This window comes from Micromonospora sp. NPDC005171, from assembly GCF_040608575.1.
Lineage (GTDB): Bacteria > Actinomycetota > Actinomycetes > Mycobacteriales > Micromonosporaceae > Micromonospora.
Genome location: NZ_JBEXIM010000001.1, coordinates 314,339 through 338,511, shown reverse-complemented (window position 1 = coordinate 338,511; position 24,173 = coordinate 314,339). Strand labels below are relative to the sequence as shown.

Annotated in this window: 20 protein-coding genes; 14 read left to right on the top strand and 6 right to left on the bottom strand. The window is 71.6% G+C overall.

The window, feature by feature from the left end; genetic code table 11:
• The first annotated feature begins 98 nt into the window (after nt 1-98).
• The 5 genes from ABZU74_RS01515 to ABZU74_RS01495 all read left to right on the top strand — a co-directional run bounded on the left by ABZU74_RS01515 (nt 99) and on the right by ABZU74_RS01495 (nt 5,524).
• Complete coding sequence (locus tag ABZU74_RS01515; RefSeq protein ID WP_355417039.1) at nt 99-635, top strand: PadR family transcriptional regulator; 537 nt, start codon at nt 99-101, stop codon at nt 633-635.
• Complete coding sequence (locus tag ABZU74_RS01510) at nt 632-1,333, top strand: ABC transporter ATP-binding protein (RefSeq protein ID WP_355417036.1); 702 nt, start codon at nt 632-634, stop codon at nt 1,331-1,333. The genes ABZU74_RS01515 and ABZU74_RS01510 overlap by 4 nt, the downstream gene beginning before the upstream one ends.
• Complete coding sequence (locus ABZU74_RS01505; RefSeq protein WP_355417033.1) at nt 1,330-2,862, top strand: FtsX-like permease family protein; 1,533 nt, start codon at nt 1,330-1,332, stop codon at nt 2,860-2,862. Before ABZU74_RS01510 ends, ABZU74_RS01505 begins: the two co-directional genes overlap by 4 nt.
• Nucleotides 2,863-2,975: 113 nt before the next feature.
• Nucleotides 2,976-3,404 (top strand): hypothetical protein, encoded by a 429-nt coding sequence (locus tag ABZU74_RS01500; protein ID WP_355417030.1) that lies wholly within the window; start codon nt 2,976-2,978, stop codon nt 3,402-3,404.
• Nucleotides 3,405-3,406: 2 nt separating this feature from the next.
• Nucleotides 3,407-5,524 carry a bifunctional polysaccharide deacetylase/glycosyltransferase family 2 protein gene (locus tag ABZU74_RS01495; RefSeq protein ID WP_355417027.1) on the top strand — a complete coding sequence of 706 codons (2,118 nt, stop codon included), beginning with the start codon at nt 3,407-3,409 and terminating at the stop codon, nt 5,522-5,524.
• Between the two features lie 28 nt (nt 5,525-5,552).
• Here ABZU74_RS01495 and ABZU74_RS01490 read toward each other — a convergent pair whose 3' ends face one another.
• Nucleotides 5,553-5,708, bottom strand: a complete 156-nt coding sequence (locus tag ABZU74_RS01490; protein WP_355417024.1) for a hypothetical protein — start codon at nt 5,706-5,708, stop codon at nt 5,553-5,555.
• A gap of 15 nt (nt 5,709-5,723) precedes the next feature.
• The gene (locus ABZU74_RS01485; RefSeq protein WP_355417021.1) at nt 5,724-7,820 is read right to left on the bottom strand and encodes a S9 family peptidase; all 2,097 of its coding nucleotides are present in this window, start codon (nt 7,818-7,820) and stop codon (nt 5,724-5,726) included.
• Nucleotides 7,821-7,916: 96 nt separating this feature from the next.
• On the opposite strand from ABZU74_RS01485, the gene ABZU74_RS01480 reads away from it, so the two are divergent.
• Nucleotides 7,917-9,275: an FAD-binding oxidoreductase gene (locus ABZU74_RS01480; protein ID WP_355417018.1), complete on the top strand. Its 1,359-nt coding sequence runs from the start codon at nt 7,917-7,919 to the stop codon at nt 9,273-9,275.
• Nucleotides 9,276-9,385: 110 nt separating this feature from the next.
• On the opposite strand, the gene ABZU74_RS01475 is transcribed toward ABZU74_RS01480, so the two are convergent.
• Complete coding sequence (locus ABZU74_RS01475; RefSeq protein WP_355417015.1) at nt 9,386-9,817, bottom strand: hypothetical protein; 432 nt, start codon at nt 9,815-9,817, stop codon at nt 9,386-9,388.
• Between the two features lie 48 nt (nt 9,818-9,865).
• Nucleotides 9,866-11,938 (bottom strand): SpoIIE family protein phosphatase, encoded by a 2,073-nt coding sequence (locus ABZU74_RS01470; RefSeq protein WP_355417012.1) that lies wholly within the window; start codon nt 11,936-11,938, stop codon nt 9,866-9,868.
• Nucleotides 11,939-12,230: 292 nt separating this feature from the next.
• Between ABZU74_RS01470 and ABZU74_RS01465 the strand changes: the two genes are divergently transcribed.
• Together ABZU74_RS01465 and ABZU74_RS01460 are read left to right on the top strand one after the other, a co-directional pair.
• Nucleotides 12,231-16,598: a HAMP domain-containing protein gene (locus tag ABZU74_RS01465; protein ID WP_355417009.1), complete on the top strand. Its 4,368-nt coding sequence runs from the start codon at nt 12,231-12,233 to the stop codon at nt 16,596-16,598.
• The gene (locus tag ABZU74_RS01460) at nt 16,595-17,149 is read left to right on the top strand and encodes a response regulator (RefSeq protein ID WP_355417006.1); all 555 of its coding nucleotides are present in this window, start codon (nt 16,595-16,597) and stop codon (nt 17,147-17,149) included. Before ABZU74_RS01465 ends, ABZU74_RS01460 begins: the two co-directional genes overlap by 4 nt.
• Nucleotides 17,150-17,163: 14 nt before the next feature.
• On the opposite strand, the gene ABZU74_RS01455 is transcribed toward ABZU74_RS01460, so the two are convergent.
• Nucleotides 17,164-17,499 (bottom strand): STAS domain-containing protein, encoded by a 336-nt coding sequence (locus tag ABZU74_RS01455; RefSeq protein ID WP_007454492.1) that lies wholly within the window; start codon nt 17,497-17,499, stop codon nt 17,164-17,166.
• A gap of 179 nt (nt 17,500-17,678) precedes the next feature.
• Here ABZU74_RS01455 and hemL point away from each other — a divergent pair, with 179 nt between their 5' ends.
• The 6 genes from hemL (at nt 17,679) to ccsB (ending at nt 23,728) form a co-directional block, all read left to right on the top strand.
• A complete protein-coding gene (gene hemL, locus ABZU74_RS01450; protein WP_355417003.1) occupies nt 17,679-19,016 on the top strand; it encodes a glutamate-1-semialdehyde 2,1-aminomutase in 1,338 nt (445 codons plus the stop codon).
• A gap of 63 nt (nt 19,017-19,079) precedes the next feature.
• Entirely contained in the window at nt 19,080-19,727 is a 648-nt protein-coding gene (locus ABZU74_RS01445) for a histidine phosphatase family protein (protein WP_355390290.1), read from the top strand.
• Nucleotides 19,727-20,296 carry a TlpA disulfide reductase family protein gene (locus tag ABZU74_RS01440; RefSeq protein ID WP_355417000.1) on the top strand — a complete coding sequence of 190 codons (570 nt, stop codon included), beginning with the start codon at nt 19,727-19,729 and terminating at the stop codon, nt 20,294-20,296. The genes ABZU74_RS01445 and ABZU74_RS01440 overlap by 1 nt, the downstream gene beginning before the upstream one ends.
• Nucleotides 20,296-21,114, top strand: coding sequence for a cytochrome c biogenesis protein CcdA (locus ABZU74_RS01435; RefSeq protein ID WP_355416997.1), 819 nt, complete (start codon nt 20,296-20,298; stop codon nt 21,112-21,114). The genes ABZU74_RS01440 and ABZU74_RS01435 overlap by 1 nt, the downstream gene beginning before the upstream one ends.
• Entirely contained in the window at nt 21,114-22,757 is a 1,644-nt protein-coding gene (locus ABZU74_RS01430; protein WP_355416994.1) for a cytochrome c biogenesis protein ResB, read from the top strand. Before ABZU74_RS01435 ends, ABZU74_RS01430 begins: the two co-directional genes overlap by 1 nt.
• On the top strand, nt 22,757-23,728 hold the full coding sequence (gene ccsB, locus ABZU74_RS01425) for a c-type cytochrome biogenesis protein CcsB (protein ID WP_355416991.1): 972 nt from the start codon (nt 22,757-22,759) through the stop codon (nt 23,726-23,728). Before ABZU74_RS01430 ends, ccsB begins: the two co-directional genes overlap by 1 nt.
• Before the next feature lie 161 nt (nt 23,729-23,889).
• Here the strand turns inward: ccsB and ABZU74_RS01420 are convergent, their stop codons facing one another.
• Nucleotides 23,890-24,090 carry a hypothetical protein gene (locus ABZU74_RS01420; RefSeq protein ID WP_355416988.1) on the bottom strand — a complete coding sequence of 67 codons (201 nt, stop codon included), beginning with the start codon at nt 24,088-24,090 and terminating at the stop codon, nt 23,890-23,892.
• Between the last annotated feature and the right edge of the window lie 83 nt (nt 24,091-24,173).

Sequence of the window (24,173 nt, the reverse complement as noted above, 5' to 3'; positions counted from 1 at the left end):
TCTGCGCAATAACACGGGGTCGGGGTGAGGTGGGAGGGGGTGGGGTGGGATGGGGGTGGTTGTTGACTTGGGTATTCGCTGGGTGAATAGTGGGCCGGGTGTCCACGCCGCATGTTCTGCTCGGGTTGCTTGCTGGGGGCAGCCGGCACGGATATGAGCTGAAGCGTGCGCACGACGAGCGGCTGCCGCGGGCTCGGCCGTTGGCCTTCGGGCAGGTCTACGCCACTCTCGGCCGCCTCGAACGCGACGGGCTGGTGGCCGCCGCCGGGCACGACCGGGTGGCCGGGCCGGATCGCACGGCGTACGCGCTGACCGACCAGGGGCGGGACACGCTGGACCAGTGGTTGTCCACCGTGGAACCGCCCATGCCGTACGTGGCCAGCACGCTCTTCGCCAAGGTCGTGGTGGCGTTGCTGGTCGCCGACGTCGATCGGGCCCGGTCGTACCTGATCGCCCAGCGGGCTGCGCACACCGCACGGCTGCGTGAGCTGACAGTGGTCAAGGCCGACCCGGCCGCCACCCTCAGCGACGTGGTCGCAGCCGATTTCGCGATCGCCCACCTCGACGCGGATCTGCGGTGGCTGCACGCCACCCTGGGCCGGGTCGCCGACTGGCACCGGGAGGTGCATCCGTGACGCAACTCCAGGCTCGCGGCGTGGTTCGGGCGTACGGCCCGACGCCCGCGCTGCGCGGCGTGACGCTCGACGTGGCCGAGGGTGAGATCGTCGCCGTCACCGGGCCGAGCGGCTGCGGCAAGTCGACCCTGCTGCACTGCCTGGCCGGGATCCTCCGCCCGGACGTCGGCGAGGTCACCTGGCGCGGGCACCGCATCGACACCTGGTCGGAGGCGGCCCGATCCCGGCTGCGGCGCACCGAGTTCGGGGTCCTGTTCCAGTTCGGTCAACTGGTGGCCGAGTTGACCGCCGCCGAGAACGTCGCCCTGCCCCTGCTCCTCGCCGGCACGGGGCGGCGAGAGGCACGGGCGGCGGCGTTCACCTGGCTGGAAAGGTTCGGGGTGGCCGAGGTGGCCGACGTCCGGCCGGGTGAGATGTCCGGGGGCCAGCAGCAACGCTGCGCCACGGCGCGGGCACTGGTGACCGAGCCTCGGGTGCTGTTCGCCGACGAGCCGACCGGCGCACTGGACACGCTCACGGGTGAGCAGGTCCTCACCCAACTGGTCCGGCTCGCCCGTGAGCAGTGCACCACCGTCGTGCTGGTCACCCACGAGCCGCGGATCGCCGCGTACGCCGATCGGGAGGTCGTGTTGCGGGACGGCCTGGTGGACCACACCGGCCTGGGGCTCGACGTGCCGCTGGCCGGCGGCACCCGGTGAGACCGACGACGCTGGTCCGCCTCGCACTCGTCGGCACCCGCACCGACACCGCCCGGGTGGTGCTCACCGCGCTCAGCGCTCTGCTGGCGACCCTGGCCGGGCTCGCGGCGCTGACCGTGTTGGCCATCGCCACGCCCGCGGCGACGGATGAGAACCCGAACAGGTGGTCGGAGCAGTACCACAACGCGCTGCTGGTCGAGCCCGGGTTGCGCGGCGGCACGGCGTTCGCGCTGCTGATGCTGATGATCCCGGTGCTGGCGTTGGCCGGTCAGTGCGCCCGGCTCGGCGCGCCGTCCCGGGACCGCCGGCTGGCCGCGCTCCGGTTGGCCGGCGCCACGCCCGGGCAGGTCACCCGGCTTGTGGTGCTGGAGACCGGCGTGGCCGCTCTGCTCGGCACGCTCGTCGGGCTGGGTGTCTACCTGGTTGGCCGCGACCTGCTGCACCGGCCGGACGCGCGAGGTCAACTGGCCCTGCCCACCGACGTGCTGCCGTCGGTCGGAGCGCTGGCCGGCGTGGTGCTCGGTCTGCCGGTCGTGGCGGCGCTGGCCACCGCCCTGATGCTGCGTACGGTCACCACCAGCCCGCTCGGGGTGAGCCGCAAGGCGGCCCGCGAGCGTGGTCCGGGCCCATGGGCCGGGCTCCTGATCGGGTTCGGTGTGGTCTCGTTCGCGGTGATCCGCCCGGTGGTGTATCGGTTCGACGACAGCGAGGAATTGGCCTGGCTGGTACCGCTGCTGTTTGCTGTGGGCGCGTTCGCGGCGATGATCGGAGTGGTGATCGGCACCGGCTGGATCTCGTACCACTGCGGGCGGTTGTTGCGTCGGCACGCCCGCCGCGCCCCGGCCCTGCTCGCGGCGGGCCGGCTGATGGCCGATCCGTGGGCGGGGAGCCGTACGTTCGCCGCGCTGCTCGCCGCCCTGATCTTCGGCGGGGGCGCAGCCGCCCAGCGCGCCTACTTCGCCACCAAGGACCAGCTCGAGCGGGAGCAGAGCCGACTCGTCGGGGCGGACGGCGGCGCCAACCCCTTCTACCTGTCGACGATGGATCTGGTTGACGGCGCGATCGCCGTGGCCATCCTGATCGCGACGGGCGGGCTGATCGTCGCGCTGGTCGAGGGGATCGTCGCCCGTCGACGCGCGTACGCCGCGTTGGTCGCCACCGGCGTGCCCCGCGCCACGCTGAGCCGCTCGGTGGCCTGGCAGGCGTTGACGCCGGCAGTGCCGTCGATCCTGCTCGCGCTCACAGTGGGCACGCTGCTCGGCCGAGGGCTCGTCGCGGAGGTGTCAACTGGCGGCTTCTCGACGACGACGGTCTGCGAGGCCACGGCAGCGCTCTGCGACAACCCTGCCACCCAGGCGCAGTACACCCGGATCGTGCACATTCCCGAAGTGCGGCGAGCCGTCCCCGTACCCCTGGAGCACCTGGCGTGGCTCGGCGCCGGTGCGCTGGTCGCGGTGCTGGTGACGGTCGGTGTCGGTCTGCTTTTCCTGCGTGCCAGCACCGCGCTGGACGAGCTGCGCACGGCCTGAGTCGATGTAACACCGCTGGTGGCGGTGCCGCTGTGTGCACCGGAGGCCCGGACGGTCGGGTCTCCGGTGTCGGACCGGACGGTCCGGGCACGGTGACCATGGGAGTTCGCCAGATGCACAACCAACCGGGCTCCGCCCCGCCGGTGTTCGTCGACGGCACCGGGCGTCGTCGACGGCTGACCGTCATCGCGGGCACCGCCATGGGCCTTGGCCTGCTCGCCAGCCTCGTCCTGATCGCCGCAGGGCTCTTCCTGGACACCTCGGTGTCGCTGCCCGGCTGGTCGGACGACTCCCGTGGGACGCGCCCGGTGGAGGCCGGCGTGGACGGCATCAACCAGCCCCGGGTGGCCACCTCGCCGCCGTCGCCGGCGACCCGCACCTCGGTGCCGCTGCCGCGTGCCACCCCGACCGCCGGCGACCGAGCCACGGCCGGTACGACCGCCACGGCCACCGGGGCGCCGTCCGCCACCGACCGACCGGGTCGTGGCGACGAGCACCGCAACACCGCCAAGCCGAGCAGGTCGCCCGGTAAGCCGCAGTGACGATGGCGAGACACGTGGCCCGCCGTGACCCTCGGGCACACTGGCTGCTGCTCCTGCTCGGGCTGCTCCTGCTGCTCGCGGCGCTCACCGTCAACGGCCTGGTGAGTGGCCTCGCCGGTGGTTCGGGAAACGCCACCGCACGGCCCGCGCCGGACGTCCCGGCCGCCGTCGGATCGGGCGGCCCGGTGCTGCGGCTGGACCGCGCCGAACCGGTGAGCCGGGCGCTGCCGGACCGCACCGTCGCGCTGACCTTCGACGACGGGCCGGACCCGAGCTGGACGCCGCAGGTCCTCGACGTGCTGCGCCGGCACGGCGCGCACGCCACCTTCTTCGTGGTGGGCGCCCGGGTCAACGAGCATCCCGAACTGGTCCGGCGAATCGTCGCCGAGGGGCACGAGATCGGGTCGCACACGTTCACCCACGCCAACCTCGCCGACGTGTCGCCGTGGCGTCGTGACCTCGAACTGTCGCTGACCCGCAAGGCGGTCGCGTCGGCCACCGGCCGGGAGGTGACCCTGTTCCGGCCGCCGTTCTCCTCGGTGCCGGCGGCGCTGACCGGGCCCGAGTACGCCGCGTTGCGCGCCGCCGCCGGTGCCGGGCACGTCGCGGTGCTCACCGACCTGGACACCAAGGACTGGCAGCGCCCCGGAGCCGACCAGATCGTGCGGGCGGCCACCCCGAAGCGGGGTCGGGGAGCCGTGGTGCTGATGCACGACGGCGGCGGTGACCGGGCGCAAACCCTCGCCGCGCTGGACCGGCTGCTGCCCGCGCTCGGCGATCAGGGCTACCGGTTCACCACCGTCTCCGCCGGCATCGACGCCTCGCCGTCGATGGTCCCGGCGGGCGTCGGCGCTCGGCTGAGCGGCACCGCGCTGCGCTGGACCCAGACCGGTGCCCGCTGGTCGGCCGACGTGATGAACGTGCTGCTCGCCACCGCGCTCGTGCTCGGCGTCGCCCGTCTCGCGGTGCAGGTGTTCTGCGCCCAGCGGCACGTGCGCCGGGTTCGCCGTCCCCGCCGGTATCAGCCGGAGGTGCGGGAACCCGTCTCGGTGATCGTGCCCGCCTACAACGAGGCGGCGAACATCGCCGCCACGGTGCGGTCCCTGCTGGCCAGCGCGTACCCGGCGCTGGAGGTGATCGTGGTCGACGACGGGTCGGACGACGGCACCGCCGACATCGTCGAGCGGATGCGACTGCGCGGGGTACGGGTGATCCGGCAGGCCAACGCCGGTAAGCCGGCGGCGCTGAACACCGGCATCCGGGCCGCCCGGGCGAACCTGCTGGTGCTGGTGGACGGGGACACCGTCTTCCAGCCGGACACCGTGCACCGGCTGGTCCAGGGCTTCGTCGACCCGTCGGTGGGCGCGATCAGCGGCAACACCAAGGTCGCCAACCGGCGTCGGCTGCTCGGCCGGTGGCAGCACCTGGAGTACGTGATCGGCTTCAACCTCGACCGACGGATGTACGACGTGCTGGAGTGCATGCCGACCATCCCCGGCGCTATCGGTGCGTTCCGCCGTGAGGTGCTGCTGCGGGTGAGTGGGGTGCCGTCGGACACGCTGGCCGAGGACACCGACCTGACCATGAAGGTGCTCCGGGCCGGCTGGCGGGTCGTCTACGAGGAGGCGGCCATCGCCTGGACCGAAGCCCCGTCGTCGTTGCGCCAGCTCTGGCGACAGCGCTACCGCTGGTGCTACGGCACGATGCAGGCGATGTGGAAGCACCGGCACGCGTTGCGCGAGTCGGGTGCCGGCGGCAAGTTGGGCCGGCGCGGCCTGCCGTACCTCACGGTGTTCCAGATCGTGTTGCCGCTCACCGCGCCGGCGGTCGACGTGTTCGCCGTGTACGGCCTGCTCTTCCTGCCCTGGTCGACCCTCGCCCTGGCCTGGGCGGGGCTGCTGCTGCTCCAGGCGGCGACCGCCGCGTACGCGCTGCGACTGGACCGGGAACGGTACGGGCCGCTGTGGGCGCTGCCGTTCCAGCAACTGGTCTACCGGCAGCTCATGTACCTGGTGGTGGTGCAGTCGGTGGTCACCGCGCTGATTGGTAACCGGCTGCGCTGGCAGCGGATGGTGCGCACCGGCGAGGCGGCGGCGCTGGTCGGCACCGGCCGCGGCTGAAGCCTCTTCGGCGCCAGCCGCCGGCCGGTCAGGTCGGGGTGTGGAAGAGCCCCGCCGACCAGGAGATCAGCAGGCCCACTGCGGCGGAGCAGCAGCAGACGAGCAGGGCGGCGGCGACCACGGCGAGGATCATCCACGCGGAGGCACGCCGCGGCGCCGACCCCTGCTCGTCCTCGTCCGTCATCGCCGCCGCCCGTCGTCAGGCGCGGCCGATGCGGTCCAGGATCCAGGCGTTGATGAACGCCTCCTCGCGCCAGGAGTCGTACCGACCGCTCGGGCCACCGTGCCCGGCACCCATCTCGGTCTTCAGCAGGTAGTCGCCGCCCGGGGCGACCGCCCGCAGCCGGGCGATCCACTTCGCCGGCTCCGAGTAGAGCACCCGGGTGTCGTTGAGGCTGGTCACCGCGAGGATCGCCGGATAGTCAACGGCGGCCACGTTCTCGTACGGCGTGTAGGACTTCATGTACGCGTACACCTCGGGGTCGTCGAGGGGGTTGCCCCACTCCTCCCACTCGGTGACGGTCAGCGGCAGCGACGGGTCGAGGATCGAGGTGAGCGCGTCCACGAACGGCACCTGCGCCACGATCCCGGTGAACGCGTCCGGCGCGAGGTTGGCCACCGCGCCCATCAGCAGGCCACCGGCCGAGGCACCCCGGGCGACCAGCCGGTCGCTGGCCGTCCAGCCGGCCTTGACCAGGTGCCGGGCGCACGCCACGAAGTCGGTGAAGGTGTTCTTCTTGGCCAGCAGCTTGCCCTGGTCGTACCACCGTCGGCCCAGCTCACCGCCGCCCCGGATGTGCGCCACGGCGAAGACCACACCCCGGTCCAACAGGGACAGTCGGGCCACCGAGAACCACGGGTCCATGCTGGCCTCGTACGAGCCGTAGCCGTACAGCTCGCAGGGCGCCGACCCGTCCCGGGGGGTGCCGACGCGGCAGACCAGCGAGATCGGCACCCGGGTGCCGTCGTCGGCGAGCGCCCAGTCGCGGTGCTGCTCGTACTCGGCCGGGTCGTACGGTCGACCGTCCGGCCCGGGCAGCACCGGCTTCTGCTTGAGCAGCACCATCTGCCGGGTGACCAGGTCGTAGTCGTACACCGAGTCGGGGGTGATCAGCGAGGAGTAGCGCAGCCGGACCTGGCCGGTGCGGTACTCCGGGTTGGCGTCCAACCCGACGCTGTACAGCGGCTCGGGGAAGTCGATGTCGTACCCGTCGTCACTGCCCACCGGCAGCACCCGCAGCCCGGTGAGCCCGTCGGTGCGCAGCGACACCACCAGGTGGTTGGCGAAGGCGTCGACGGCCTCCAGCCGGGTGCCGGGGGTGTGCTCGATCAGCGGCACCCAGTCGCCAGGTGCGTCCGCCGAGGTGAACGCCAGCGCGAAGTCCTCCGCGCCGTCGTTGTGCAGGATCAGGAAACGGTGGCCGTGGTGCTCCACCGTGTATTCGACGCCCTGTCGGCGGGGCGCGATCACGGCTGGCGCGCCGGTCGGGTTGCCGGCGGGGATCACCAGCACCTCGCTCGTCACCTTGCTGTGCACGTCGATGAGGATGAACTTCTCCGACCGGGTGAGCTCCACCCCCACCCAGAACCGCTCGTCGTCCTCCTGGTGGACCACCACGTCGTCGGCGGCGGCGGAGCCGACGGTGTGCCGCCAGACCCGGTTCGGCCGCCAGGCGTCGTCCACCGTCACGTAGAACAGCACCGAGGCGTCGGTCGACCAGGCGGTGCCGTAGAACGTGTCCGGCACCTCGTCGGGCAGCAGTTCGCCGGTGGTCAGGTCCTTCACCCGCAGGGTGAACCGCTCGTCCCCGGAGAAGTCGGTGGAGTAGGCCAGCCAGCGACCGTCCGGGCTGACGTCGAACGCGCCGAGGGAGAAGAAGTCGTGCCCCTCGGCCAGCAGGTTGCCGTCGAGCAGCACCTCCTCGCCGTCGAGCGGGGCGCCGTCCGCGCTGACCGGCGGGTCGGTCTCGCCGTCGCGGACCGCCCGGCGGCACTGCACTCCGTACTGTTGCCCCTCGACCGTCCGGGTGTAGTACCAGTGCCCGCCCTTGCGGGTGGGCACGGACAGGTCGGTCTCCTGGGTACGCCGGCGAGTCTCCTCGAACAGGTCGGCGCGCAACCCGGCCAGGTGGGCCGTGCGCGCGTCGGTGTACTCGTTTTCGGCGGTCAGGTAGGCGATCGTCTCCGGGTCGTCCTTGGCGGCGAGCCAGGCGTACTCGTCGATGACGGTGTCGCCGTGGTGGGTGCGCTCGCTGGGCACCCGCTTCGCCGCGGGCGGGGCAGTCTCGGTGGTCACGGCGGCCACGTTACCGGCCGGCAGCCGCAGCGCGCCGGACCAGCGGCATCCCGATACTCACCACCACGGCTTTCGAACACATGTACGATGACCGGCATGGCGGCAGCAGCGAGTTCCCTCGGCCGGTCCGGAGCCCTCGAGATAACCCGGCGGTTGGCGGCGATCTGCGGTCCACCCTTCTCCCGGCTGGCCGGGCCCGCCGACGAGGTGGCGGGGCGGCCGGCCCGCTGGGTGGCAGTTCCGGGCGGCCCGCACGCTGCCGCCGAGGTGCTGCGGTTGGCCGCCAAGCACGATCTGACGGTGGTGCCCCGAGGCGCTGGCACGAAGATCGACTGGGGTGCCACGCCGGTCCAGGTCGACATCCTGCTCGACACCGGCCGGCTGGCCGGCATCGGTCACGAGCCGGTCGACTCGCTGGTGACCGACGTGGGGGCCGGCACGCCGCTGCGGGCGGTGCAGGCCACCCTTGAGCGCACCGGGCAGCGGCTCGCGATGGACGCCCCGTCACCCGGCGCGACGCTGGGTGGCGTGCTCGCCGCCGGTGAGGCCGGTCCGCTGCGCCACCGCCACGGCAGCCCCTGCGACCAACTGCTCGGTGTGCGTTACCTCGCCGCCGACGGCGAGCTGGTCAGCGTCGACGGCGGCGCGCCCGGCCTCGAACTGGTCCGCCTGCTCTGCGGCTCGCAGGGCGCGCTCGGCGTGCTGGTCTCGGCGAGTCTGCGGGTGCAGCCGGTGCCGGCCAGCAGGCTCTGGGTGTCCCGCCCGGTGTGGACGCCGCTGGAGGTGCACGACCTGGTCCGGACGATCCTCGCCGCTCGGCTGGAGCCGTCGGCCATCGAGCTGGACCTGCCCGGAGGCACCCCTCGCCCCCGTACGCCGTACCCGCCCGGTCACCCGTCGGCCACCGCCCGGGAGCGCCATCCGTCGATGTCCGGCCGGGCCGGTGCGCCGTCCCGGGCCGGCAGCCTGGTGGTGCTGCTGGAGGGCGGCCCCGCCGACGTCACCGAGCGAGCCGAGCGGCTGGTCGGCCTGCTGCACGGGGAGGCGACGATCGCCCACTCCGCACCGACGTGGTGGCGCCGCTACCCGTTCGCGCCAGGTGACACGGCGCTGCGCCTGGAAGTGCCGATCGGCGACCTGCACGCCGCCGTCTACGCGCTACGCGACGCGGCCGGCGCGCCGGTGCCGGTGCGCGGGTCGGCCGGGCTGGGTGTGGTGCACGCGGCGTTGCCCGGTGCGCTGGCAGCCGACCGGGTGGCGTCCATCCTGGCCGCCGTCCGAGGCGTGCTGCTGGCCCGGCAGGGCCGCTGCGTGGTGGTGTCCGCTCCGGCGCCGGTCCGCCAGGCGGTCGACCTCTGGGGCGAGCTGGCCGGCCTGGCTCAGCTGCGAGCCGCGAAACGGCACCTGGATCCGGAGCACCGACTCGCGCCCGGACGGCTCCCCGGCGGCCTGTGACACCGGGCCGGCCGCGTGACCCGGCGGCTGATGCGGCCGGGCCGGCTTTGTGACCCGGCGGCCGGTGCGGCCGGGTCGGCTGTGTGACCCGGCGGCCGGAGGGGCCGGGGTCAGTCCAGCCACCACCGGTGCATGTCCAGCAGCGGCGGGGTGAAGCGGGCCACCAGCACCAGCAGGCCGCCCACCGCGCCGGCCAGCAGCAGGGAACGGGTCGCCCGGGGCAGGGCATCGCGCTCCCGCGCGGCCAACGCCACCGCGACGATCGCCAACGGCAGCCCGAGCACAGCACCCACCACATAGAGCATCCCGACCACGGCATAGAGCCAGAGGAACGGGTTCAACCCACCCATCCCGAACGGAATCACGTCCTTCGGGTCGTACGCCCCGGTCAGCATCTCGGCCGGACCGACGCCAGCGGTTGTCATCCGGCCGACGTAGAGCAGCAGCACTGTGAGGAACGCGCCGATGGTCGCGAGCTGCGCGACGACCAGCACACGGACCAGCGGCCGGGAGGACGACGTGGCGTGCGCGACACTCGACATGACCGTCAATCTACCGAGCCGGCCCGAAACCCGGGGCCGGCGCGACGGTCAGGTCGCGTCGTTGCGGAGCACCAGGACGGCGATGTCGTCCCGGGGTGGCTCGACCGAGAAGTTGATCGCCGCGGCGCGCAGCCGGGCGGCCACCACGTCGGCTGAGTAACCGGCCAGGGGCGCGGCGGCGTCCCGCAGCCGGTCGGTGCCGAACAACTCCCGACCACGCCGCCGCTCGGTGACGCCATCGGTGTAGAAGATCAGCGAGTCACCCGGCCCGAGCGTGATCTCCGCCGTCGGCGACGTGATCGTGTCGAGCAGACCGAGCGCGGTGCCGCCGGTGCCGACGAACCCGGCGCCGCCCGTCGCAGCCAGCAAAACCGGCCGGTCGTGCCCGGCGAGATGCAGCGACACGTCCAACTGGTTGCCCGTGCCCGGCCCGACCGCTGCCAGCGCCAGCGTGCAGTAACGGCCACCACCGCGCTCGACGAGCGTCTCGTTGAGTCGAGCCAGCACCTCCGGCAACGGTTTGCCGTCGCCGACCAGCACCCGGATCACGTCCCGGACCAACCCGGTCACCGCGGCAGCCTGGACACCCTTGCCCGAGACGTCACCGATCACCACCAGCCAGCGCCCGTCGGGCAGCGGCACCACGTCGTAGAAGTCGCCTCCCACCTCGGCGTCGTCGCCGGTCGGGACGTACTCGGCGGCGAAACCGATCCCGTCCACCAGCGGCAGCACCGGCGGCAGCAGAGACTGCTGAAGTGTCTGCGCCACCCGGCGGCGCTCGGCGTGGATCCGGGCGTTCTCGATGGCCAGCGCGGCCCGCCGGGCCACGTCCTCCAACACGGCCACCTCGTCCGGGTCGTGTCGGTGCCGTTGGTGCCGCCCCACCGCCAGGGTGCCGAGCCGCTGGCCGCGGGCGATCAGCGGGACCGCGAAACCCTCCATCGGCCCGCCCAGCGGGATCTGCGCCGCGCTGCGGGACGCCTCGCGGAGGCGTGCCTGAATCGAATCCGGCCCGGTCTCCGCCAGCACCTTGTGCAGCTGCGGAAGCATCGACTCGTCGGCGTGGCTGGCCGCTGCCAACCGGAGCCGGCCCCACTCGTCGGTGGTGTGCACCGCGCACCACTGACCGAGTCGCGGCACCACCAACTGCGGCACCAGCGCCATGGTCAGGTCGACGTCCAACGACTGGGCCAGCAGTTCGCTCGCCTCGGCCAGGAACGTCAGCCAGACCTGCCGGCGGACGTCGGCGCGGCGCAGCCGGTCGTTCTCCAGGTGCAGCGACAGCCGCTCGGCGGTGAGCACCGCCAACGGGTGGGCGTACGCCGACGGCGCGGCGTCCAACTCCAACTCCCCGGCGTACGGGCGGTGCACCGTCAGCGGCACCCGGAGCAGCTCGCTGCCGGGGCGGGGTGGCCGACCGAAGCGGGCCAGCACCTGGCGGCCCTGCCCGTCGCCGCGGTCCAGGCGGATGGTGCCGCCGGCCGCGCCCACCATCTCGGCGACCCGGCTGAGCAGGCTGGTGGCGAAGTCGGGCAACGGGTCGTCCCCGTACAGGTCGGGGGCGGTCTGCATGAGTTCGCTCATCGCGCTGGCGCTCGGCGCGGAGCCGTCGGTGCTGGTCCGAGGGCCGGCGTTGGCAGGTGTCGACTCGCCGACGGTGCCCCCGGAGGGCGGGGCGGCGCCGGGGCGGTCCAGCCGGAACCAGACGCCCTTGCCGGTGGGCAGGTACGTGGTGCCCCAGCGGCTGGCGAAGTGGTCGACCAGCAGCAGGCCCCGGCCCCGCACGGAGACCTCGTTGATCTCGGTGGAGTCGTTGCGGTCGCCGACGGTCAGCTCGTCGCCGGAGCCGGGGGCGAAGTCGGAGACGGTGACGGTCAGCCCGACCTCGTCCGCGACGACCTCGATGTCCAGCTCGGTACCGGCGTGTTCGACGGCGTTCGTGGTCAGCTCGGTGGTGAGCAGCAGCGCCTCGTTGGCCAGCTCGTCCAGGTGTGACTCGGTCAACACCGAGCGGACCACGGCGCGGGCGGCGGCCGGCGTGCGGCGGTCGGCGGGTAGCCGGACACGCCGGACGGCCCCGTCCCGGGCCCCGGCCGTCGCGGGCCCCGCCTCGGCTGACACACCCGTATCCTCCACCGTCCCCCTGCCGGGTGCCAAGCTGATCACGGATCGCAGGCTGTCGCGTCGGTCAGCGGCACCGGCGGCCCGCGCGGCTGACGCGTCGAATCGACTCGTCCGGGAGCCGGGCGAGGTTTGCGGCGGGCCGTGCCGGCTCGACGCCGATCGGGTGGGTCCGGCAGGCGATCGATGCCACCTGGCGGGTCGCGCACCCTGGCACTGCGGCGCGCGCGGGCACAATATGGGGTGCCGGTGTGTCCGCACGGACCGGCGCCCCCGAGTTGAGCGAGGAATGATGACCACGGCGAAGCAGTCGGTGGCGGATCCGTCCGCGTCCGACCACGAGGCGCTCCTCGGTGAGTTGGCCGAGGCACTGCGACGGATCGGTCGCGGCGACCTGAAGGTTCGGCTTCCCCGCCGCGCCGGCGCGGCAGGTGAGGTGGCGGACGCCTTCAACGAGGTGGTCTCGCTTCAGGAGCGGCAGTACCTGGACCTGCGGCGGATCAGCCGGATCGTCGGCCGCGACGGCCGGCTCACCGAGCGGCTCGACGACGAGGGGCTGGACGGCTCCTGGGCGGAGGGGCAGCGGGCGATCAACTCGCTGATCGACGACCTGGGTCGACCGACGACCGAGATCGCCCGGGTGATCGTGGCGGTCGCCGACGGTGACCTGTCCCAGCACATGGCGTTGGAGATCGACGGTCGGCCGCTGCGCGGTGAGTACCTGCGCATCGGGCGCACAGTGAACACGATGGTGGACCAGCTGTCGTCGTTCTCCAACGAGGTGACCCGGGTGGCCCGTGAGGTGGGCACCGAGGGCAAGTTGGGCGGCCAGGCCGACGTGCGGGGCGTCGCCGGCACCTGGAAGGACCTCACCGACTCGGTGAACACCATGGCGTCGAACCTGACCGGCCAGGTGCGGTCGATCTCGCAGGTGGCGACGGCGGTGGCCAAGGGCGACCTGTCGCAGAAGATCACGGTTGGCGCGCGTGGTGAGGTCGCCGAGTTGGCCGCCACGATGAACTACCTCACGGACACGCTGCGGCTCTTCGCCGAGCAGGTGACCCGGGTGGCCCGCGAGGTGGGCACCGAGGGCAAGTTGGGCGGCCAGGCCGAGGTGCCGAACGTGGCGGGCACCTGGAAGGACCTGACCGACAGCGTCAACTCGATGGCGTCGAACCTGACCGCCCAGGTGCGCAACATCGCACAGGTGTCCACGGCGGTGGCGCGCGGCGACCTGTCGCAGAAGATCACGGTGGCGGCGCAGGGCGAGATCCTGGAGCTGAAGGACACCGTCAACACCATGGTCGACCAGCTGTCGTCGTTCGCCGACGAGGTGACCCGGGTCGCGCGTGAGGTGGGCATCGAGGGCAAGTTGGGCGGTCAGGCCCAGGTGCGGGGCGTCTCCGGCACCTGGCGGGACCTCACCGAGAACGTGAACCAGCTGGCCGGCAACCTGACCAGCCAGGTCCGCAACATTTCCCAGGTCTCCACGGCGGTGGCGAAGGGTGACCTGTCGCAGAAGATCACCGTCGACGCCCAGGGCGAGATCCTGGAGCTGAAGAACACCGTCAACACCATGGTCGACCAGCTGTCGTCGTTCGCCGACGAGGTGACCCGGGTGGCCCGTGAGGTGGGCACCGAGGGCAACCTGGGCGGTCAGGCGCAGGTGAAGGGGGTCTCCGGTACGTGGCGGGACCTGACCGACAACGTGAACTCGATGGCGTCGAACCTGACCAGCCAGGTCCGCAACATCGCCTCGGTGACCACCGCCGTGGCGAAGGGTGACCTGTCGCAGAAGATCACGGTCGATGCGCGGGGCGAGATTCTGGAGCTGAAGTCGACTGTCAACACGATGGTCGACCAGTTGTCGTCGTTTGCGGACGAGGTGACCCGGGTGGCCCGTGAGGTGGGCACCGAGGGCAAGCTCGGTGGCCAGGCGCAGGTGCGCGGCGTCGCCGGCACCTGGCGGGACCTGACCGACAACGTCAACTCGATGGCCTCCAACCTGACCGCCCAGGTGCGCAACATCGCCCAGGTCTCCACGGCGGTGGCGAAGGGTGACCTGTCGCAGAAGATCACGGTGGACGCGCGGGGCGAGATTCTGGAGCTGAAGTCGACTGTCAACACGATGGTCGACCAGTTGTCGTCGTTCGCCGATGAGGTGACCCGGGTGGCCCGTGAGGTGGGCACCGAGGGCAAGCTCGGCGGTCAGGCGCAGGTGAAGGGGGTCTCCGGCACCTGGCGGGACCTGACCGACAACGTGAACTCGATGGCGTCGAACCTGACCAGCCAGGTCCGCAACATCGCCTCGGTGACCACCGCCGTGGCGAAGGGTGACCTGTCGCAGAAGATCACGGTGGACGCCCAGGGCGAGATCCTGGAGCTGAAGTCGACTGTCAACACGATGGTCGACCAGCTGTCGTCGTTCGCCGATGAGGTGACCCGGGTGGCCCGCGAGGTCGGTATCGAGGGCAAGCTCGGCGGTCAGGCCCAGGTGAAGGGGGTCTCCGGCACCTGGCGGGACCTCACCGAGAACGTCAACCAGCTCGCCTCGACGCTGACCACGCAGTTGCGGGCCATCGCCCAGGTGTCCACCTCGGTGACCCGCGGCGACCTGACCCAGCGGATCGCGGTCAAGGCGCAGGGCGAGGTCGCCGAGCTGAAGGACAACATCAACCAGATGATCGTCACCCTCCGGGAGACGACAAAGAAGAACGCCGAGCAGGGCTGGCTGGACTCCAACCTCGCCCGCATCGGCGGCCTGTTGCAGGGCCAGCGCGACCTCGGCGAGGTCTGCCGCATGATCATGACGGAGGTGACCCCGCTGGTCGACGCCCAGCTCGGCGCCTTCTTCCTGGCCGACGACGCCGACGGGAGCATGCGGCTGAAGTTGACCTCCTCGTACGGGTACGTGGCCCGGGGGCATGACGTCACCTTCGGGCCGGGCGAGGGGCTGGTCGGGCAGACCGCGCTCTCCCGTCGCACGATCCGGGTCAGCGCCTCCCCGAACAGCCGGCTCACCCTGCGTTCCGGTCTGGCCGAGACACCCCCGTCCGACCTGGTGGTGCTTCCCGTTCTGTTCGAGGGCGAGCTGCTCGGGGTGATCGAGTTCGCCAGTGTGTCGGCCTTCTCCGAGCTGCACCTGTCGTTCCTGGAGCGGCTGGTGCTCACCATCGGCATCGCGGTCAACACCATCCAGGCCAACCGGCGTACGGAGGAGCTGCTGGCCCAGTCGCAGCGACTGGCGCACGAGATGCAGGAGCAGTCGGCGGAGTTGCAGCGCACCAACGCCGAGTTGGAGGAGAAGGCGACTCTGCTGTCCGAGCAGAAGGGCAACATCGAGACGAAGAACCGGGAGATCGAGCTGGCGCGGCTGGGCCTGGAGGAGAAGGCGCAGCAGCTGACCCGGGCGTCGGCCTACAAGTCGGAGTTCCTGGCCAACATGAGCCACGAGCTGCGGACCCCGCTGAACTCGTTGCTGCTGCTGGCCCGCCTGCTGGCGGAGAACTCGGAGCAGAACCTCAGCCCGAAGCAGATCGAGTTCGCCCGGACCATCCACGGGTCCGGCTCGGACCTGCTGCGTCTCATCGACGACATCCTCGACCTGTCCAAGATCGAGGCGGGTCGGATGGACGTCGAGCCGACCGAGATCCGCTTCACCGAGCTGCGCGGCTACGTCGAGCAGGCGTTCGCGCCGCAGGCCGAGGAGAAGAACCTGGACTTCCAGGTGCGGGTGAGCAAGGATCTGCCGCCGGCGTTGGTGACCGACGCGCAGCGGTTGCAGCAGATCCTGCGCAACCTACTCTCGAACGCGGTGAAGTTCACCGACAACGGCGCCGTGACGCTGCGGATCGCCCCGGCCGCGGAGGACGCGGTCTTCGACGTCCCGGCGCTGACGAACGCCCAGCAGGTGATCGCGTTCACCGTGATCGACACCGGGATCGGCATCTCCGACGACAAGCTGTCGATCATCTTCGAGGCGTTCCAGCAGGCCGACGGCACGACCAGTCGCCGGTACGGCGGCACCGGCCTGGGCCTGTCGATCAGCCGCGATCTGGCCCGACTGATCGGCGGCACCATCACCGTCTCGTCCGCGCCCGGTCAGGGCTCGACCTTCACCCTGTTCGTGCCGCAGGTGCTGGCCCCGGACGCCGTGGTCGCGCCCCAGGCTCCGTCTCCGCAGCGCGCCGGCCTGCCGTCGTCGCTGCTGATGCCGCCGCTGGAACTGCTGCCGGAACGGCCGGAGGCACCGGCCACCCGCCAACTGGACGGCGCCACCGTGCTGATCGTGGACGACGACGTCCGCAACGTCTTCGCCTTGACCAGCGCGTTGGAGCTGCACGGGATGACCGTGCTGTACTCGGACAACGGGGCGGACGGTGTCCGCCTGCTGGCCGAGCACCCGGAGGTGGACATCGTGCTGATGGACGCCATGATGCCCGACCAGGACGGTTACGAGACGACCCGTCAGATTCGCCGCAACCACCGGTTCGCCGACCTTCCGGTGGTCTTCCTGACCGCGAAGGCGATGCCGGGCGACCGTGAGTCGGCGCTCGCTGCCGGGGGCAGCGACTACATCACCAAGCCGGTCGACCTGGACGATCTGATCGAGTTGATGTCGTCCTGGATCAACGGCAGCCGGACCGAGGAGACTTCGTGACCCAGATGGCCAAGGCGCTGCTCGTGGACGACCGGCGGCAGAATCTGACGGCCCTGGAGGCGATCCTCCAGGGCCTGCCGGTCCAGTCCGTGGCGGTGGAGAGCGGCGAGGCGGCGCTCAAGCAGCTGCTGGTGGACGACTTCGCGGTGATCCTGTTGGACGCGCAGATGCCCGACATGGACGGCTTCGAGACGGCGAGCCACATCAAGCGCCGCGAACGGACCCGGCACGTGCCGATCATCTTCCTCACCGCCGCGGACCGGGACGCCCAGCTCGCTCTTCGGGGCTACCAGGTGGGTGCTGTGGACTACCTCACCAAGCCGTTCGACCCGTGGGTGCTCCGGGCCAAGGTGTCGGTCTTCGTCGAGTTGTGGGTGAAGACCCGGCAGCTTGCCACCCAGTCGGATCTGGTGCGGGAGCGTGACACGCAGTGGCGGCGGCTGACCGACGCTGTCGACGAGGCGACCGCGCTGCTCCGCTCGGACGACCCGGAGGTCCGGGACCGGGCGGTACGGATGCTCGAACAGGCTCGTTGGGGCAACTCCGCCTGACGCGGCGGGGCGGCTCAGCCGGTGGGCTGGTCGTTGCGGATCATCAGGGCGCTGCGGAGGCCGGTGATGTCCAGCACGCGGATCAGGAAGTCGCCCACGTGCGTCAGCATCAGCAGGCTCTGGGCGTGGCTGGCCTTGCGGCTGAGCACGACCAGGGTGCCCAGGCCCTGCGAGTCGCAGAAGGTGACGCCGCCGAGGTCGAGCACGATCCGCGGGGGAGGGTCGGCCAGCACTTCGTTGACGACGGTGGAGAGCTGCGCCGCCGTGAGCATGTCGATCTCACCGGCCAGGCGCAAGACTGCTTCGTCGCCCGTCCGGTGTAGCGTGATGGACAGTTCGGCACGATCCACCCGGTCAGCCTAGCGCGATCCGACCGAGCTGGCCTGTCGAGGCCGCGAGCCGTCGCCGTCCAGGCCGCGAGGCCCCCGGTGTCGGTGCCGCTGACGGGCACAGGTCATGGGTGAGCCGGGTAACCCCACCGCGGGGTGGCTGCTGGTTGACCGTCCGGCGCTGTCACAATGACGGCATCGTGACCGACATTTTTCCCGCCGGGTCCGGCCGCTACCCAGCCGACGCGCCGGCCTCCGAGGCCCTGTTCGACCGCGCCCGCGCCATCGTGCCCGGCGGGGTGAACTCCCCTGTGCGCGCCTTCCAGGCGGTCGGCGGCACCCCGCGTTTCATGGTCCGTGGCGAGGGCCCGTGGCTGTACGACGCCGACGGTCGCCGCTACGTCGACCTGGTCTGCTCCTGGGGTCCGCTGATCCTCGGGCACGCCCACCCGGAGGTGGTGGACGCGGTCCAGGCCGCCGCCGCCCGGGGCACCAGCTTCGGCACGCCCACCCCCGGTGAGGTGGAGTTGGCTGCCGAGATCGTCGCCCGGACCCCGGTCGAGCAGGTTCGCCTGGTCAACTCCGGCACCGAGGCGACCATGTCGGCGATCCGGCTGGCCCGCGGCTTCACCGGCCGTTCGAAGATCGTCAAGTTCGCCGGCTGCTACCACGGCCACGTCGACGCGCTGCTCGCCGCCGCCGGTTCCGGCGTGGCCACCCTGGGCCTGCCCGACTCACCCGGTGTGACCGGCGCGGCGGCCAGCGAGACGATAGTCCTTCCGTACAACGACATCCGGGCCGTCGAGGAGGCATTCGCCGCCGAGGGCCAGCACATCGCCGCGGTGATCACCGAGGCTGCCGCCGGCAACATGGGCGTGGTGGCCCCCCGCGACGGCTTCAACCAGCAGCTCGCCCGGATCGCGCACGCACACGGCGCCCTGTTGGTGGTGGACGAGGTGATGACCGGGTTCCGGGTCTCCCGCGCCGGGTGGCACGGCCTCGACGCCTCCGACGCCGACCTGTGGACGTACGGCAAGGTCATGGGTGGTGGCCTGCCCGCCGCGGCGTTCGGCGGGCGCGCGGACATCATGGCGCGGCTCGCGCCGGCCGGTCCGGTCTACCAGGCCGGCACCCTTTCCGGTAACCCGCTGGCCTGCGCCGCCGGTCTGGCCACCCTGCGGCTCGCCGACGACGCGCTGTACCAGCGTCTCGACGAGACGGCCGCCGTCGTGGGCAAGCTGGCGTCCGACGCGTTGGCCGCCGCCGGGGTCCCGCACCGACTGTCGTACGCGGGCAGCATGTTCTCGGTCTTCTTCACCGACGCCGACGTGGTCGACTACGACAGCGCGCGCACCCAGCAGGTGCCCGCGTTCAAGGCGTTCTTCCACGCGATGCTCGCCGCCGGCGTCTATCTGCCGCCCAGCGCGTTCGAGTCGTGGTTCGTGTCGGCGGCGCTCGACGACGCCGCTCTGGAGCACATCGCCGCTGCGCTGCCGACGGCGGCGAACGCGGCGGCAGCGGCTGGCCACGGGGGTTGACGTGCGCACGAGGAGTGAGCCGGGTTTGCGAGCCCCGCAGTCGCAAACAAAGGGGGCACAGCGGTGAGCAAGACGGTGGTCCACGTGCTTCGGCACGGCGAGGTTTACAACCCTGACCAGATCCTCTACGGCCGGCTGCCCGGTTTCCGCCTCTCCGAGCTGGGTGTGCAGATGGCCAAGGCCGCCGCGCAGGGCCTGGCCGAGCGGGAGATCGTGCACGTGGTGGCCAGCCCGCTGGAGCGCGCCCAGCAGACCGCCGAGCCGATCGCCGCCCAGTTCGGGCTGCCGGTCGGGGTGGACGAGCGGCTGATCGAGAGCGCCAACTGGTTCGAGGGCAAGAAGGTCTCCCCGGGTGACGGCTCGTTCCGCGACCCGCGCAACTGGTGGGTCCTGCGCGACCCGGTGACCCCGTCCTGGGGTGAGGCGTACCGGGTGATCGCCGAGCGGATGTTCGCCGCCGTGCACGCCGCCCGGGTCGCCGCCGAGGGCCGCGAGGCGGTGCTGGTGTCGCACCAGCTCCCGATCTGGACTTTGCGCCGCTACGTCGAGCGCAAGCGGCTCTGGCACGACCCGCGCAAGCGGCAGTGCGGGCTGGCAAGCCTCACCTCGTTCCACTTCGACGGCGCGAAGGTGGTGGGCATCGGCTACAGCGAGCCGGCCGCGCACCTGATCGCTCTCTCCGCGACCGCCCGGACGGCCAAGGGGGCCTGATGAACGCCCGGAGGTGGACCGCCGGTCTGCTCGCCACCGTCGCCGCGGTGGCGCTTGTCGGCTGTACGTCGTCGAAGGCGCAGGAGAAGACCTGCACGACCTCCACCGACGGGATCTTCGAGTGTGCACCGGACCAGCGCTCGGCACCCCCGAAGGTCGCCGGTGAGCTGCTGCTCGGCGGCAGCTACGACGTCAGCCAGGCCCGCGGTCAGGTCGTGGTGGTCAACTTCTGGGGTTCCTGGTGCGCGCCGTGCCGCGCCGAGGCGGACGACCTGGAAGCCGTCTACCAGGCCACCAAGGGTTCCGGGGTGAACTTCCTCGGCATCAACGTCCAGGACCAGCGGGACAAGGCCAAGGCGTTCGAGAAGGGCCGGGTCACCTATCCGAGCCTCTACGACCCGTCGAGCAAGACGGCGCTCGCGCTGGACATCCCGCCGAACAGCGTGCCGGCGACGGTGGTGCTCGACCGGGAGGGCCGGATCGCTGCGGTGATCCGGGCAGCCGTCAAGCAGGAGGGCCTGCAACCGATCGTCGAACGGATCGCCGCCGAGAAACCGGCGCCGAACTGATGGGTGAGACCTTCCGGGAGTTGGCCCTCAGCGGGCCGCTGCTGCTCGCCATGGGCGCGGCGGCGCTCGCCGGCCTGGTCAGCTTCCTCTCCCCGTGCGTGCTCCCGCTCGTCCCCGGTTACCTGTCGTACGTGACCGGCCTGGCCGGCGCGGACCTGGAGGATCGGCGACCGGCGGCCGATCCCGCACCGGCAACGGGTGGTGTCGCGGTCAAGGAACGGGTCGCGCGGGTCGGCGCGGTGAAGGGTCGGGTGCTCGCCGGGACGCTGCTCTTCATCGGCGGATTCACAGTCGTCTTCGTGGCCACGGCGATCCTCTTCGCCGGCATCGGCCGGGTGTTCTTCGACTACAAGCGCGAGTTGCAGATCGGCGTCGGCGTGCTGATCATCGTGGCGGGGTTGAGCTACCTCGGGATGATCCCGGCCCTGCAGAGGGAGTTCCGGATCTCCCGGTTGCCGTCGGCCGGGCTGCTCGGCGCACCGGTCTTCGGGGCGGTCTTCGCGCTCAGCTGGGTGCCCTGCACCGGCCCCACGCTCGGCGCGGTGATGGGCATGGCCACCGCCAGCGGCCAGAGCGACCGCGCGGTGGTGCTCGCCGTGGCGTACTGCCTCGGGTTGGGGATACCGTTCATCGTCTTCGGGCTGGGCTTCGAACGCCTGCTCGGGGTCTTCCGCGCCGTCCGGCGCAACAGCCGCTGGGTCACCCGGGTCGGCGGCGCCCTGCTCATCCTGATCGGCCTGGCGCTGGTCACCGGCGGATGGCAGAGCTTCGTGATCTGGCTGCAGACCACCGTCGGGGTGGGCGAGGTGAGCATCTGATGACGGTCGTCGACGACCGACCGGAGACCGTGGCGCCCGCGCCACGGCGCCGGCCGAACCGGCTGCTGGCCCTGCTGCGCAACTCCTGGCGGCAGCTCACCAGCATGCGTACGGCGCTGATCCTGCTCTTCCTGCTCGCGATCGCCGCCATTCCCGGCTCGGTGCTGCCGCAGCGCGGGATCAGCCCGGAGAAGGTCAACGAGTACTTCGTGGATCACCCGGACTGGGCCCCCCGACTGGACCGGATCGGCGCGTTCGAGGTCTTCGGGTCGGTCTGGTTCTCCGCGATCTACCTGCTGCTGTTCATCTCCCTGATCGGCTGCATCACGCCCCGGCTGCGCGACCACGTCCGCGCGCTGCGGTCCCGGCCGCCGGCCGCGCCGAAGCGGATGGCCCGGCTGCCGCAGCACACAGTGCTGCCCGCCCCGCCCGGTGGGGCGGCGGCGATCGCCGAGGTGCTGCGCAAGCGCCGCTGGCGGGTCGAGGTGCGCGGCGACGAGGTCTCCGCCGAGAAGGGCTACCTCAAGGAGACCGGCAACCTGCTGTTCCACACCTCGTTGATCGCTGTGCTGATCGGGGTGGCGCTCGGCTCCTGGTACGGCTGGAGCGGCAACCGCCTGCTGGTGGCCGGCGCTGACAACGCGTTCTGCAACACCCGCCAGCAGTACGCCGAGGCGAAGCTCGGCCCTCAGGTGGACAGCGCCGATCTGCCCCGCTTCTGCCTGCGGCTGGACGACTTCGAGGCCCGGTTCCTGCCGTCCGGCCAGCCGGAGTTCTTCAACGCCACGGTTCACGTCGACGGCCCGGACGAGCCCACCCGCAGCGCCGACTTCTCGGTGAACTCGCCGCTGCGCCTGAACGACGCGAGCGTCTACCTGCTCGGCCACGGGTACGCCCCGGTGATCCGTTACACCGACCGGTTCGGCAACAGCCAGGTCAGTGACGAACCGTTCCTGACCACCGGCGACATGGGCCTGACCGGCGAAGGGTTGGCGGCCTTCCCGGACGCGAACGTCGACCCGGCGACCGGCCGGCGCGCACCGGATCTGCAGATGGCGTTCACCGGCATCTACCTGCCCACCGCGCCCGAGCAGGCGCCGTTCGTCCGGTCGCAGTATCCGACCGAGCGCAACCCGGCGCTGAACCTGGTCGCCTACCGGGGCAACCTCGGCCTGGACGCCGGCATCCCCGGCTCGGTCTACCAGCTCGACCAGCGGCAGGTGCGGACCGGCAAGGTCAAGGAGGTCGGCACCAAGCTGCTGCGCAAGGGCGAGAAGTGGACGTTGGACGACGGCACGACAGTCGAGTTCCTGGGCACTGAGCGGTACGTCACCCTGTCCGTCCGGCACGATCCCGGCTCGACGATGCTGCTGGTCAGCTGCGGTGTCCTGCTGGTCGGGCTGATGGGTTCGCTGTTCGGGAAGCGTCGCCGGGTGTTCTTCCGGGTGGCGCCGGCCGACCCCGGGGGCGGTTCTCCGACGAGCGGTAGTAGCTTGATGGAGGTCGGTGGGTTGCCGCGTACCGACTATCCAGGGTTCGCCGACGAGTTCACCCAGCTCGTCGCCGCCGTCACCGATGCCGAACGGGCTGGTGCTGGCGCTGACTCCGCTGACCGGGCCGGTGTGCGAGAAGGAGCCGAGTGATGTCCGCACTCTCCGACAATCTGGTGACCTTCGCGATCCTGGCGTACCTGGTTGCGATGATCGGCCACGCCGTCGAGTACGCGCTGGGCAACGTGCGTACCCGGGTCGCCGCGGCGGCTCCGGTGCGCGAGTTGGTCGGTGCCGGCGGCGGTGTCGTCCCGACGCCGCCCGCGCCGGTCCCGTCGCCGCCCACGGCCGACCGTTCCGCAGGGCGGGCCCGGCTGGCGGGCCTGTTCGGGGTGGGCGCCACGGCGGTCGCCGCCGCGCTGCACCTGGCGGCGCTGGTCACCCGGGGGCTCGCCGCGGACCGGATGCCCTGGGGCAACATGTACGAGTTCGTGCTCACCGTGACGTTCATCGGGGTAGCCGCCTGGCTGGTGGTGCTCTGGAAGCGACAGTCGCTGCGCAAGCTCGGGCTCTTCCTCACCCTGGTGATGGTGTTGCTGGTCGCCACCGCCGAGCTGGTGCTGTACGTGCCGATCGTGCCGCTGGTGCCGGCGCTGAACTCGTACTGGTTCATCATCCACGTCTCGACGATCGTCTTCGCGTCCGGCATCTTCCTGCTCGGCGTGGTGCCGGCGGTCGGCTTCCTGATGCGCAACGGGTACGAGCAGGGCAAGCGCCGTTTCCCGTACACCCTGGCCAAGCGGCTGCCCGGCGCGGTGGGTCTGGAGCGGCTGACCTTCGCGCTGCACGCCTTCGCGTTCCCGATCTTCACCTTCGCGGTTATCGCCGGTGCCATCTGGGCCGAGGCGGCCTGGGGTCGGCCGTGGGGCTGGGACCCGAAGGAGACCTGGGCGTTCATCTCCTGGGTCGTCTACGCCGGCTACCTGCACGCTCGCGCGACGCCCAGCGTGAAGCGCAACGTGGCCACCTGGATCGCTGTGCTCGGCTTCCTCACCATGCTGATGAACCTGTTCGGCGTGAACATCTTCTTCACCGGCCTGCACTCGTACGGCGGGCTGGACTGACGCTGGTCGACGACGCGCGGGCCGGTCACGGATTCGTCAGTGGCCGACCCGCGTCGTTCTACCGGCCTCGGTCAGCTCACGGTCACCGGGGCCATGTCGTTGCCGGGTCGTCGTCCACCCGGGGACAGCGCTGGGACGGCTGGACCTCGCCGGTCCCGCGTCTACCGCGTGGGTAGCCAGGACCGCATGGCTCGCTCGACCTGGATCGTGACCTGGTAGGACACCTCCGGTAGGTCGGCCAGCTCGATCCGCTCGCCGCGCAAGGCCAGTTGGGCGTGCAGTTCCCGGGCGATGGCGTCGCGAAGCTCGACCTGTAGGGGCGACAACCCGTCCGGGTCGCCGACGACGTAGGCATCCGACATTGGTCCACTCTGCTCCCGCGTCCCGCCGTTCGGCCAGGCACGGTGAGATGTGTCCGCCGGGCTTGACCCGCCCCCGGCCGGTG